Origin of the sequence: Streptomyces sp. TG1A-60 (assembly GCF_037201975.1) — a bacterium.
GTDB lineage: Bacteria > Actinomycetota > Actinomycetes > Streptomycetales > Streptomycetaceae > Streptomyces.
Genome location: NZ_CP147520.1, coordinates 7,149,966 through 7,162,586, shown reverse-complemented (window position 1 = coordinate 7,162,586; position 12,621 = coordinate 7,149,966). Strand labels below are relative to the sequence as shown.

Genomic DNA, 12,621 nt, shown 5'->3' with positions numbered 1-12,621 from the left:
TCCCCGCCGACTCTTCTCCCACTCACCTCGGCACAAAAAGACGAGGAATTCTTGAATTCCCGTCCATAACACTGGGACCGACACAGCGAATACCTTCGGGACGTCCTTTTCCACAGGCGCTCCAAACGCCCCACCCTCAAAGGATTTCCATGCGTATCCGCTTGTGCCTCGCGGCACTCTCACTGGTCGGCGGGGCCGGACTGGCCACCGTCTCGGCCTCCCCGGCCACCGCCGCGGCCTGCACGGACATCGACGTCGTCGCGGCTCGCGGCACGTTCGAGCCGGGCACGCTCGGCTTCATCGTCGGCGACCCCGTGTATTCCGCGCTGCAGAAGAAAATCACGGGCAAGTCGCTGTCCAGCTACAAGGTGAATTACCCTGCGAACCTTTCCCTCACCTCGGCCGCGCAGGGCAACAGAGACCTGGTGAACCACGTCAGGAGCCAGGCCGCCGCCTGTCCGGACCAGCGTTTCATCCTCGTCGGCTATTCGCAGGGCGCGAACGTCGTCGACAACTCCATCGGCATCAGCAGTGCCGGCGCGGTGGTCGGCAGCCCCATCGTGGCGACGATCCCGGCCGCGATCGAACCCAAGGTCGCCGCGGTGCTGCTGTTCGGCAACCCGATCCGGGCCCTCGGCAAGAGCGTCACCGGCACCTACCAGAGCCGCACCATCGACTTCTGCGCGACCGGTGACCCGGTGTGCGAGAACGGCGGGGGCGACACGGGCGCGCACCTGAGCTACAGGGCGAACGCGGACGCGGCGGCGGCCTTCGCCGCGGGCAAGGTCTGAGCCCGCGTCCGTCGCCGCTGAGCCTGCGTCCGTACAGGCGAAGGGCCCGGGAGGAGAGATCCTCCCGGGCCCTTCTTCCATGGGGGAAAGCGGCTTCTCGGGCTTACTCGGGTGCCCGCGCGAACTCCGTGAGGCTGGTGGAGACCGGCTCGGGGCGGCCGTTGTTCTGGGTGGGCGCGGCGGTCAGCACATCGAGGTGCTGGTAGCCGTCGGCGATCACCGGGTCCAGGTCGGCCGGGACGCGGCCCGCCAGCAGCCCGTCACCCGCGAGCACGGTGAGCGTCGGGTTGGCGGTGAGCCCGTCCGGGTGGACGACGAGTCGCTTCACCTGGGGCGAGGTGGACAGTTCGATGTCGGTGATCAGCTTGGTCGGGAAGTACTGCTCGGTGAAGTCCAGCGGCTGCTCGGCCATGCTGCGGGCCAGCTCCTGGATGTCGGTGACCTCCTTGCCCGCGTCGGTGAAGGGGGTCCCGTCGGCCGACCGGTACCCGGGGTCGTCCGGGTCGCCGACACGGTCGTAGTTCCGCCAGGTGTAGAGCGGTCCGCCCGGCTGGTCGGGGATGGCCTTGTACTCGCTGCCGAACGGCACCGGTTGCTGGTCGCCGCCGTTGGCAGCGGGGAAGTTCTTGTCGACGATCGGCCCGCCGTCGAAGAAGCCGACGCTGCTCTGCAGGAACGCCATCGGTACGGAGTGGTCGTCCATCAGCGCGCCGAGCACCGCCTCGTTGGTGAGCCGGAAGTCCCTCACCGCGGGCGACCCGGTGAGGAAGGTGGCGGTGTCCTCGGAGAACAGGAAGCGGTTGGTCACCTCGATGTTGGTGTTGCGGGGCAGGTAGTCCGGCAAGGTGGCCTCACCGTCCGGATCCTGCAGGACGCCCAGGCCGGAGATGGCCAGCAGGGTCATCATCTCGGGATTGAGGAGCACCGGCGCGGACATCGAGCGGGAGAGCAGTCCGCTGTCGAGCCCGGCCTGCACCGCGCCGTAGCCGAGGCCCACGTCCGGCAGGTTGGTGTCGTCCGGGATGCTGCCGCTGAGGTCGGCGAGCGAGGTGGAGACGGTGGTGTCGAGGGCGAAGTAGCCGGCGCACTGGTTGTGTCCGGCGTCAGCCGTGGTGGCCCGGTCGCCGTCGAAGTCGGCGGTCGCGAAGTACCCGGTGATCACACCGCCCAGCGAGTGCCCGCCGCACAGCACCTTCTCCTCGCGCAGCCGCTGATCGGGCAGTTCGGCGGTGAGCAGGTCGTACTGGTCGCGGACGGTCCGTTCGATACCGAGCTTCGCCATCCAGCCCAGATCCGAGTTGCCGACGAACCCGTCGAAGGTGCGGCCCTCGACCCGCTTGTTCCGGTAGTAGTAGTCGACGGCGGTGTGCTGGTCGCCGGAGGCCACGCCGGTGCGGTCCTCCAGACAGTTGGAGCGCCGGTCCAGGGCCCAGAACTCGATGTGCCGCCCCTGCGCGGCGGCGCGCGCCACCGTGTTGCGGGCGACGCTGTCGAAGGCGCCGGCGCCTTCCAGGATCCCCGGCTGGGCGACGAGGATCCGGTCGGCGTCGGCCGAGGCCGCCGGGCCGTCCGTGGCCCGGTAGCGCAGATACGACAGCCAGTCGCACGCCGCCGGCCGCGACCCGAAGGACGTCGGCAGCGGTGCCTTCACCCGTACCATCGTCTCGGTCACACCGCCGACCGGACTCGTCGACGTCACGGCCGTCTCGGTCCGCGCGCCCTCGCCCCGGGCGTGCGGGGCGGCTCCGGTGAGCGTCCCGACGGTCAGCAGCACCGCCAGCGCGCTACCGCACAGTGTTCTTGGGGTCTTCTTCCTGCTGCTGCTCGTGTTCATGCTGGGACGGTAGGACCGCCCCAGCAGCCCCACCGCCCCATGCTCACAAGAACGCAGCGACTGTCGGCGCCTTTGTCACCGGCCCCCAACTCCCTTTGGCCTCAGCCGGGTTAGAGCCCGTCCCGCACCATCGCGGCGACGATCCGGACGTGCCCGTCGGCCGCCGTGCCGGAGAACTCGTTGTCGAAGTGCAGCCCGTACGGCCAGAAGTGGCCGCCGCCGGTGGAGATCTTCGCGCTCGCCCCGTCGAACTGAGAGCCGGAACACCGCGCGACGACGACCTCCCGCGATTCCTCCCGAGGCGGACGAGCAGATGTTCCCGGACCGCGCGAAAACCCGCACAGGGACTAGAAAGCGCTTTCAGTTTCCTGAATGCTAAGCACGTGTTTTGGGCATGTCAACGAGGCGTCTTCGCCTCTGTGTTGTGGAAGGGAGTGTCGTGTCGCCACGACATCGCATGGTCCGGGCAATCGCGCCCATAGTCCCCCTGGCGCTCGGCGCCGGTCTCATGGCCGCGCCGACGGCGACCGCGGACGAGTCGGCCCCGGCGGCGCGGAGCGCGGTCACCGTGCAGATCGACCCGTCGTACCAGCAGCAGGAGTTCGAGGGGTGGGGCACGAGCCTCGTCTGGTTCGCCAACGCCACGGGCAACTACCCCGAGCCCGTCCGAAGACAGCTCGTCGACATGCTGTTCGGCAAGGACGGGCTCGGCCTCAACATCGCGCGCTACAACATCGGCGGCGGCAACGCCCCGGACGTCCGCAAGGACTACATGAAGGCCGGCGCGACCATGGAGGGCTTCTGGAAGGCCCCCGAGGGAACCACCCGGCAGGACATGGAGTGGTGGGACCCGGACAACCCCGACCACTGGAACTGGGACGCCGACTCGGGCCAGCGCTGGTGGGTGGACCAGATCAAGCACAAGATCACCAAGTGGGAGGCGTTCAGCAACTCGCCGCCCTGGTTCCAGACCGTCAGCGGCTATGTCTCCGGCGGCTTCGACTCCAGTGCGGACCAGATCCGCGCGGACCGGGTCGACGAGTTCGCCACCTACCTGGTGCGGGTCACCGAGGAGATGGAGAAGGCGCACGGCATCGACTTCGACACCATCGCCCCGCTGAACGAGCCCAACACGCCCTACTGGGGCACCCAGATAGGAGCGGACGGCCAGCCCACGGGCGGACGCCAGGAGGGCGCGCACGCGGGACCGGCCCTCCAGCAGAAGGTGGTCCTGGCCCTCGACAAGGCCCTCGAAGGGGCGAAGACCGAAGCCGAGATCTCGGCGATGGACGAGACCAACCCCACGACGTTCACCCGGAACTGGAACGCCTACGACACCGCCGCACGGGCTGTCCTCCCCCAGCTCAACGTCCACACCTACGGCACCGGCATGCGCACCAGCGCGCGGGACATCGCCAAGGGCGCGGACAAGAAGCTCTGGATGAGCGAGGTCGAGGGCACCTGGGGCACCGGCACCGACTTCACGAGCATGGACCCCGGCCTCGGGATCGCCACCCGCATGGTCGACGACATGCGTGAACTGGAGCCCTCCGCCTGGGTGTTCTGGCAGCCGATCGAGGACTCCATTCCGCAGGCCGCGGCCGGCAAGAACTGGGGCAGCATCCACGTCCCGTTCAACTGCACGGCCGAGGACACCCTGGAGACCTGCCCGATCCGTGCCAACTCCAAGTTCCACACGATCCGGAACTTTACCCACCACATCCGCCCCGGCGACCACTTCGTGAAGGTCGACGACCCCTCCAGCGTCGCCGCCGTCAAGAAGTCCGGCCGTGCGGCCACCGTGGTCCACGTGAACGGCGGCACGACCGCGCGTTCCGTCACCCTGGACCTCTCGCGCTTCGGCAAGGTCTCCTCCCGCGCCACCGTGACCCCCGTCGTGACGAGCGCCGACGGCGCCCTCGTGAAGGGCACACCGGTCCGGGTGAACGACAGCTCGGCCACGCTCGACGTCCCCGCCGAGTCCGTCACCACCTTCCTGGTCAAGGGCGTCAGCGGCGTCGCGAAGGACGCGGCCCTCGTCCAGCGCGGGCATGTCTACCGGCTCCAGGGCACGCAGAGCGGCAAGTCGCTGGTCCCGTCCGAGGACGGCACGGGCGTCGTCATCCGCACGACCGACACCGACAGCGCGGAGCAACTGTGGGCGGTGCGCAAGCTGACCCGCGGCGTCGACAACCGTGAGCGCTACGTTCTGACCAACGCCCGCACCGGCGGGCGGCTCGCGGTGCGCGACAACCAGGCCGTCCTCGACGAGCCCGCCGGCGGCATAGTGCCCGAGGCGGCCCAGTGGGTCATGTCGACCACGGGGGACGGCAGTTGGACATTCGTGAACGCCGCCACCGGTCGCCTCGTCGACGTCACCGGGCAGTCGTCGGCGGACGGTGCCAAGGTGTCGACGTACACCCCGACCTCGGCGGCCAACCAGCGCTGGGCCGTGATCGACGAGACCGTGCTGCGCACCGAGCGGGCCGAGGCGTTCACCGTTCCCGGTCTGCGGCCGAAGCTGCCGGAGACGGTAACCCCGGTGTTCCGGGACGGCGCCCGGGGGTCCCTGCCCGTGGTGTGGGACCTGCCGTCGGACCGCAAGTGGCGCAAGCCCGGGACCGTACGCGTCACGGGTGAGGCCACCGACTCCCTCGGACGGACGATCCGCGCGAAGGCCGTGGTCACCGTCGACACGATCACCTCGACCCGGACCGGCCGCGCCAAGACCTACGTCGGCGGCGTCCCGGAGTTGCCGACGACGGTCGTCGGTGTCGGCCGGCACGGCGGCCGGACCGATCTCCCGGTGACCTGGGACGCGGCACCCCGCGGCGCGTTCGCCAAGGCGGGCGTGGTGACCCTGACCGGCACCGCGGAGGCCGTCGGCGGCGGAACGGTCGACGCGACCGTGCGCGTGCAGGTCACCGAGGGCACGGAGACCAACATCGCGCCCGACGAGAACGTCTCCGTGGGCGCCACCTTCACCGAGAGCGGCTACGACGCCGAGCGGCTGCGCAACGGCAACACCGCCGAGAAGGCCTGGTCCAACTGGAAGCCGGGCACCAAGAACCCGTCCGACACCATCGCCTTCACCCTGCCGAAGGCCCGCGACCTCACCAGGGTCGTCGCCCACTTCCACCGGGACGGGACCAACGCCTCCTTCCCCGCCAGCCTGAAGGTGCAGGTCCGCGTGGCTGACGACGGCCCCTGGACCGACGCGAGCGGCTCCGTCGCGGTCGGCACCGAGGGCACACCGGTGGTCGACGTCCCGCTCGACGCGGGTCCGGCGACCGGCGTGCGCGTGGTCATGACCGCACGCCAGGGCGGCTACATCACCATGGGCGAGATCGAGGTGTACGCCAAGGTTCCCGGCGTCTCCTCGGACGCCGCCGCCGCCTCCATCGAGGTGGCCGGCAGGCCGATCCCGTCCTTCGATCCCGGCACCACCACCTACCGGGTCGTCACCGGAGCCCCGGGCCGGGCGCCGGTCACGGCGACGGCCCGTGACCCGTACGCGACCGTCACCGTGGACCGGAGCGGTCGCACGGCCGTCGTCTCCGTGACCGGTGAGGACGGCTCGCAGACCCGGAAGTACCGGATCGAGCTCGTCCGACGCTGAGGTGAGCGGCGGGGGCCACCAGCTGGCCCCCGCCGCTCGCTTCGCACGGGGCCGGTCAACCGCTCGCGCAGGCGGCCCCGTTGAGCGTGAACGTGGACGGCGCGGTGTTGGTGCCGCCCTTGCTGCCGGTGAAGCCGACGGTCACGGAGCCCGCGGCGGGGATGGTGGAGGTGTAGGAGGCGGGTGCGACGCTCACCGAGCCGCCGTTCTGGGTGGCGGTCCCGCCCCACATGTTCGTGATCGTCTGGCCGTCGGCGAACGTGAAGGCCAGGGTCCAGCGGCTGACGGCGGTGGTGCCGGTGTTGCGGATGACGATCTCGCCCTGGAAGCCGCCCTGCCACTCGTTGGTGGCGCGGTAGGTCACGGCGCAGTTCCCGCCGGGTGTGCCGCCGTCCTCGTCCGTCGTGACGGCGACCGTGGCGGAGCGCGCCGACCGGTTGCCGGCCGCGTCACGGGCGTAGACGGCGAAGGTGTACGCCGTGTCGGCGGTGAGGCCGCTCAGGGTGACTGAGTTGGTGGTGGAGGTCGCGAGCTTGGTCTCGGTGGAGCCGCTCACCCGGACGATGTCGTAGCCGGTGACGCCGACGTCGTCCGTGGCCGCGGTCCAGGAGAGAGTGGCCGATGTGGCCGTCACGGCCGAGGCGGTCGGGGTGCCGGGGGTGGTCGGCGCCTGGGTGTCGCCCGGGTTGCCGCCGCCGAAGACCGTGGCCTCCTTCGACGTCTGCGCGATGCCGTCGGTGCCGTTGAAGACGCGCTGCCCCCACCCGCTGAGCCGTGCGGGGTCGAAGTCGATCGCCAGGTCCAGGACCGGGTCGGTGTTGCCGCTCCAGGACCAGGCGAGATAGCCGAGGTCCAGTCGCTCGGCGGCGGCCATCATGGTGTCCTCGTCCGGGTCGCCCCACTGGTCGGCGGGCCCGCCGAACTCGCCGATGAGGAGGGGCAGTCCGGCGTTCACGAAGGCGCCCAGGTAGTCGTTGATCTCCGCCGCAGTGTCGAAGACGCTGTACATGTGGATCGAGAAGATCAGGTTGCCGGTCGTGTCGGCCTCGTACACGGACCGGGCGTTGGCGCGCATGACGCCCTGCCAGTCCTGGCCCCAGTTGGGTGCGTCCACCATGATCGTGTGCTCGAAGCCGGCGGCCCGCAGCTTCTTCACGGCGGCGACGGTGGGGGCGGTCCAGCCTTCCGGATCGGTGTTGCCCCAGGGCTCGTTGCCGATGTTGACGATGACGTAGTTCTCCTCGCCGGTGAGCACGCCCTTGAGGCCGATCCAGTAGTCGGCCGCGTGGTCCAGCGTCCCGGCCGCGGCCTCCTCGCCGTATCCGGTGGTGTCGTGCACCTCCAGGACGCAGATGAGCCGGTTGGCCTTGCACTGGGCGACGACGTTCGCCACGTCGGCGGGGCTGTTCTCGGTCCAGCGGTGCCCGTCGGAGAGGACGACGCGGACGGTGTTGGCGCCGAGCGCCTTGATGTCGGCCAGCGACTGCGTCTCGCCCGGATACCAGGTGTGGGCGTGGTTGACGCCGCGCATCACGAAATCGTTGCCGTTGCCCTCCAGCAGCCGGCCGTCGCTGATGTGCAGGCCGGTGGCGAGGGCGTCGGACGAGGACTGCGCCTGGGCGGCGGCCGGGGCGAGGACGCCGAGGAGCGTGAGCCCGACCAGGCTCGCGAGTCCGGCCAGGAGGGCGTGTAAGGGGTTCCTTCGCTGCGTGCTTCGTGTCGTTCTCACTGCGGCTCCAGGTGGGGGTGAGCGCCGAGAATCTCAGGGCGTGGAAGGGTGTGGACGCGAATGGGAGCGCTCCCATGAACCCATTTGGCCGAGTACACGTCAAGTCTTCGCGCGCGCTCAGTGACGCAGACCCGCCCGGACCGCCGCGGCGGTCGACGGCGTCCCGCCCGGCACCGGTGAACGGCGGTCCGGCTGTCCGCGGAGCCGTCGACGGTGGCCGGGAAGCGCCATGAACCGCGCAGCTCCCTGAACCCTGTCGTCGCGCGGTGTCGCGGGCCTGAACAACCACTGGCCCGTTCACGCGGTCTTGACGAAACGTCATTCAGGCGTATGCCCACGCGTGCCATCAGGTCAACCGTCCCGAACTATTGACTCGCATCACGCCAGTGGCGATTCTCGTCACATCGCTTGTGCCAGCCATGACAATCGGGCTTTGGCGTCGTGGTGTTCCCCGCGTCCCGCAAGGTCTGGCCGATCGACCGCGCATCCACCCGACCGAGGACGTGAGTCATGACCGGAACTCCACGCGCCCACCGCAGACGCAGACCACTCATGGTGCTGGCGCTGTTCCTCACCGCGATGGGCATGCTGCTCAGCCCGTCGTCGAGTTCGGCAGCCGCCCCCGGCTGGTGGCAGCCCACCTCACGGCCGTCGCCCGACTCCCAGATCAACGTCACGGGCGAGCCGTTCAAGGGGACCGACCCGGCGGGCGACGTGCGCGGGTTCGTCGACGCGCACAACCACCTGTTCTCCAACGAGGCGTTCGGCGGCCGGCTCATCTGCGGCAAGGTGTTCTCCACGTCGGGCATCGCCGACGCGCTGAAGGACTGCCCCGAGCACTACCCCGACGGCAGCCTCGCGCTCTTCGACTACATCACCCACGGCGGCGACGGCAAGCACGACCCGGTCGGCTACCCGACCTTCAAGGACTGGCCGGCGTACGACTCGTTGACCCACCAGGCGAACTACTACGCCTGGATCGAGCGCGCCTGGCGCGGCGGGCAGCGGGTGCTCGTCAACGACCTGGTCACCAACGGCATGATCTGTTCGATCTACCCGTTCAAGGACCGCGGTTGCGACGAGATGACCTCGATCCGGCTCCAGGCCAAGCTGACGTACGACCTGCAGGCGTACATCGACGCGATGTACGGCGGCACCGGCAAGGGCTGGTTCCGGATCGTCACCGACAGCGCGCAGGCCCGCGAGGTCATCGCGCAGGGCAAGCTGGCGGTCGTTCTGGGTGTGGAGACCTCCGAGCCGTTCGGCTGCAAGCAGATCCTCGACATCCCGCAGTGCGGCAAGAAGGACATCGACCAGGGCCTCGACGAGCTGTACGACCTGGGTGTGCGCAGCATGTTCCTGTGCCACAAGTTCGACAACGCGCTGTGCGGTGTCCGCTTCGACGAGCACGGTCTCGGGACGGCGATCAACGTCGGTCAGTTCCTGTCGACCGGCACGTTCTGGAAGACCGAGAAGTGCCGGGGCCCGCAGAAGGACAACCCGATCGGTGAGGCGTCGACGGAGGCGGAAAGGGATCTGCCCAAGGGCACGGAGGTGCCGGAGTACGACGAGGACGCGCAGTGCAACGTGCGCGGTCTCACCGATCTCGGCGAGTACGCCGTGCAGGGCCTGATGAAGCGCAAGATGATGCTTGAGATCGACCACATGAGCGTCAAGGCCACCGGCCGGGTCCTGGACATGTTCGAGGCCGCGTCGTACCCGGGCGTCCTGTCCTCGCACAGCTGGATGGACCTGAACTGGACCGAGCGGGTCTACGCCGTCGGCGGTTTCGTCGCCCAGTACATGCACGGCTCCGAGGAGTTCAGCGAGGAGGCCGAGCGCACGGACGCCCTGCGCGCCAAGTACGACGTGGGCTACGGCTTCGGCACGGACTTCAACGGCATCGGCGACCACCCGGCCCCGCGCGGCGCGGACACCTCGAACCCGGTGACGTATCCCTTCAAGAGCGTCGACGGCGGCTCCACCATCGACAGGCAGACCACCGGTCAGCGCACCTGGAACTACAACACCGACGGCGCCGCCCATGTCGGCATGGTCCCGGACTGGATCGAGGACATCCGGCTCGTCGGCGGCCAGGGCGTCGTGGACGACCTCTTCAAGGGCGCCGAGTCCTACCTCGACACCTGGGGCTCCTCCGAGGCCCACCAGGCCGGCGTGAACCTCGCCAGGGGCGTGACGGCGACGGCCAGTTCGTCCGAGTCGAACCCCGTCACCAGCTACCAGCCCGGCCGGGCCGTGGACGGCGACAGCGGCAGCCGCTGGGCGAGCGACTGGAGCGACAGCCAGTGGCTGAAGCTGGACCTCGGCTCCTCACGCGTGATCAAGAAGGTCACCCTCGACTGGGAGCGTGCCTACGGCAGGGCGTACCGGATCGACGTCTCCACCGACGGCTCGGCCTGGAGGACCGTGTGGTCCACGACGGCGGGTGACGGCGGCCTGGACACGGCCACGTTCTCCGGTGTGACGGCCAGGTATGTTCGGATGCTGGGGACCGACCGCGGCACGGACTGGGGTTACTCCCTCTACGAGGTCGGCGTCTACAGCAGCTGACCTGAGGCAGCGGGGGAAGGGAACCGGACATGGCACGCTTGCCGTCGGCCGAGCGGCGCAGACAGCTGACCGAGGCGGCGATCCGCGCGATGACCCGGGACGGCGTCCCCAGGACGACGACCCGGTCCATCGCCGCCGAGGCGGGCGTGTCCCTGAGCGTCTTCCACTACTGCTTCGAGTCCAAGCAGGAACTGATCGAGTCCGTCATCACCACCATCACCGGGCACTACGTGACGCTGGTGCGGGAGGCGATCCGGCCCCGGGAGACGCTCAGGGAGACCGTCCGGGCCGGTTTCCAGGCGTACTGGGACCATGTGTCCGCCCACCCGGGCGAGCACATGCTCACCTACGAGCTGACCCAGTACGCCCTCAGGGAGCCCGGGTTCGAGCATCTGGCCCGGCGGCAGTACACGATGTACCGCGAGACCTACGCCGACATGATCGAACAGCTACGGCAGTCCATGGAGTTCGAACTCACCGTGCCCGTCCCCGTGCTTGCCCGCTATCTGGCCGCCATGACGGACGGTCTCACCCTGAACTTCCTGGTCCTGGGCGACGACACGGCCTGGGCGGACATCCTCGACACGATCACCGACCATGTGGCCGGTCTCGTGCGCGAGGAGGTCCGCCCGTAGGGCCCTGCAGCCGGTCTCAGCTGACCGAGGCGGCGATCAACCGGTCGAGGAGCGCGATCAGCACGTCACGGCACGAGGCACGCTCCCGGGCGTCGAAGAGCAGCACGGGCGTGTTCTCCGGCAGGGCCAGCGACTCACGGATCACGTCCGGCTCGTAGGGGTGTTCGCCGTGGAAGCCGTTGACGCCGATGACGAACGGGATCTTGCGGCGTTCGAAGAAGTCGATGGCGGCGAAGCTGGACTCGGGCCGGCGTACGTCGACGAGGACCACCGCGCCGAGGGCGCCGATCGCGAGGTCGTTCCACATGAACCAGAACCGCTGCTGCCCGGGGGTGCCGAACAGATACAGCACGAGGTCCTGGCCGATGCTGATCCGGCCGAAGTCGAGGGCCACCGTGGTGGCCTGCTTCTCCGGGATGCCGTCGAGGTCGTCGACACCGAGGCCGGCGGTGGTGAGGGGTTCCTCGGTGCGCAGCGGGACGATCTCGCTGACCGACCCGACCATGGTCGTCTTGCCGACGCCGAACCCCCCGGCGATGAGTATCTTCACCGTGTCGGGCGCCGAGATCCCCTGTGCGGTGGCGTCAGAGCCGGCCAAGGCCGTCCCTCACTTTCTTCAGCAGGTCCAGGTCGGGGGCACGGGAGATCAGCCGTGGCTGGCGGACGCTGATCCGGCCCGCTTCCAGCAGGTCGCAGAGCATGATGGCGACCACGCTCACCGGGAGGTCGAGCTTGCTGGCCAGCTCCGCCACCACGATCGGCTTCGCGCACAGCTTGAGGATCCGCGCGTGCTCCGGCTGCGGCCGGGTGCCCCCGGCCGGCTGCGGGTCCACCGCAGCCACCATGGTGATGAGGGTGAAGTCGCCACGGGCGGGCCGGGTCCGGCCGCCCGTCAGGGTGAACGGGCGAACCAGCCGGCCCGCCGCGTCGCCTCCGTTCACCTCACTCGCCGCTGTCGGCCGCGACGGCACCGGCGCGTGGGGCCGCGCTGAGGTGCTCGCCGATCTTCTTCACCAGCATGTTCATCTGGTACGCCACCACGCCGACGTCCGCGCCCTGCCGGGTCAGCACGGCGAGGTTGGCGCCGGGACCGGCGTTGGTGAGGATCAGGAAGGCGTTGCCCATCTCGATGAGCAGCTGGCGCACGGGGCCGCCGCGGAAGTCCATGCTGACGCCCTTGCTGAGGCTCATCAGGCCCGAGGCGGTCGCCGCCAGCCGCTCGGCGTCGTCGCGCAGGAACGCGGTGGACTTGCTGACGACCAGTCCGTCCTCGGAGAGCACGACGGCGTGGTCGACCTCGGCGACCCGGTCGACCAGTCCGGTGAGCAGCTGGTCGAGCTGGCTGTGCGTGGCGGGGATGGGGCGTGTCATCTGTGTGTCCTTCAATGAGCGGTGTGCGTGGGAGGTCGATGGGACGTCAGGTGCCGGAGGCGGGGGCCGGA

General features: G+C 69.5%; 9 protein-coding genes. 4 read left to right on the top strand and 5 right to left on the bottom strand.

The window, feature by feature from the left end; all coding sequences use genetic code 11:
• Positions 1 to 149 precede the first annotated feature (149 nt).
• Complete coding sequence (locus WBG99_RS31490) at positions 150 to 791, top strand: cutinase family protein (protein ID WP_338899592.1); 642 nt, start codon at positions 150 to 152, stop codon at positions 789 to 791.
• A gap of 103 nt (positions 792 to 894) precedes the next feature.
• Here the strand turns inward: WBG99_RS31490 and WBG99_RS31485 are convergent, their stop codons facing one another.
• A complete protein-coding gene (locus tag WBG99_RS31485) occupies positions 895 to 2,625 on the bottom strand; it encodes a hypothetical protein (RefSeq protein WP_338899591.1) in 1,731 nt (576 codons plus the stop codon).
• A 457-nt stretch (positions 2,626 to 3,082) separates the two neighbouring features.
• Between WBG99_RS31485 and WBG99_RS31480 the strand changes: the two genes are divergently transcribed.
• On the top strand, positions 3,083 to 6,244 hold the full coding sequence (locus WBG99_RS31480; protein WP_338899590.1) for a glycoside hydrolase: 3,162 nt from the start codon (positions 3,083 to 3,085) through the stop codon (positions 6,242 to 6,244).
• A 55-nt stretch (positions 6,245 to 6,299) separates the two neighbouring features.
• Here WBG99_RS31480 and WBG99_RS31475 read toward each other — a convergent pair whose 3' ends face one another.
• Positions 6,300 to 7,973 carry a cellulase family glycosylhydrolase gene (locus WBG99_RS31475; RefSeq protein ID WP_338899589.1) on the bottom strand — a complete coding sequence of 558 codons (1,674 nt, stop codon included), beginning with the start codon at positions 7,971 to 7,973 and terminating at the stop codon, positions 6,300 to 6,302.
• A gap of 510 nt (positions 7,974 to 8,483) precedes the next feature.
• On the opposite strand from WBG99_RS31475, the gene WBG99_RS31470 reads away from it, so the two are divergent.
• Both WBG99_RS31470 and WBG99_RS31465 read left to right on the top strand, forming a co-directional pair.
• Complete coding sequence (locus WBG99_RS31470) at positions 8,484 to 10,544, top strand: discoidin domain-containing protein (RefSeq protein ID WP_338899587.1); 2,061 nt, start codon at positions 8,484 to 8,486, stop codon at positions 10,542 to 10,544.
• Positions 10,545 to 10,573: 29 nt separating this feature from the next.
• Positions 10,574 to 11,179, top strand: coding sequence for a TetR family transcriptional regulator C-terminal domain-containing protein (locus tag WBG99_RS31465; protein ID WP_338899586.1), 606 nt, complete (start codon positions 10,574 to 10,576; stop codon positions 11,177 to 11,179).
• Between the two features lie 16 nt (positions 11,180 to 11,195).
• Here the strand turns inward: WBG99_RS31465 and WBG99_RS31460 are convergent, their stop codons facing one another.
• Genes WBG99_RS31460 through WBG99_RS31450 form a run of 3 tightly spaced genes read right to left on the bottom strand, consistent with a single transcriptional unit; the run spans position 11,196 to position 12,550 of the window.
• Positions 11,196 to 11,777: an ATP/GTP-binding protein gene (locus WBG99_RS31460; RefSeq protein ID WP_338899585.1), complete on the bottom strand. Its 582-nt coding sequence runs from the start codon at positions 11,775 to 11,777 to the stop codon at positions 11,196 to 11,198.
• The gene (locus WBG99_RS31455) at positions 11,764 to 12,120 is read right to left on the bottom strand and encodes a DUF742 domain-containing protein (protein WP_257562714.1); all 357 of its coding nucleotides are present in this window, start codon (positions 12,118 to 12,120) and stop codon (positions 11,764 to 11,766) included. Before WBG99_RS31455 ends, WBG99_RS31460 begins: the two co-directional genes overlap by 14 nt.
• 1 nt (position 12,121) lies before the next feature.
• The gene (locus WBG99_RS31450) at positions 12,122 to 12,550 is read right to left on the bottom strand and encodes a roadblock/LC7 domain-containing protein (RefSeq protein ID WP_037704978.1); all 429 of its coding nucleotides are present in this window, start codon (positions 12,548 to 12,550) and stop codon (positions 12,122 to 12,124) included.
• Positions 12,551 to 12,621: the final 71 nt, after the last annotated feature.

Coding starts and splice junctions, on each gene's coding strand:
- WBG99_RS31450 (WP_037704978.1), bottom strand. CDS start 12,550: ATGACACGCCCCATCCCCGCCACGCACAGCCAGCTCGACCAGCTGCTC.
- WBG99_RS31465 (WP_338899586.1), top strand. CDS start 10,574: ATGGCACGCTTGCCGTCGGCCGAGCGGCGCAGACAGCTGACCGAGGCG.
- WBG99_RS31490 (WP_338899592.1), top strand. CDS start 150: ATGCGTATCCGCTTGTGCCTCGCGGCACTCTCACTGGTCGGCGGGGCC.
- WBG99_RS31470 (WP_338899587.1), top strand. CDS start 8,484: ATGACCGGAACTCCACGCGCCCACCGCAGACGCAGACCACTCATGGTG.
- WBG99_RS31485 (WP_338899591.1), bottom strand. CDS start 2,625: ATGAACACGAGCAGCAGCAGGAAGAAGACCCCAAGAACACTGTGCGGT.
- WBG99_RS31480 (WP_338899590.1), top strand. CDS start 3,083: ATGGTCCGGGCAATCGCGCCCATAGTCCCCCTGGCGCTCGGCGCCGGT.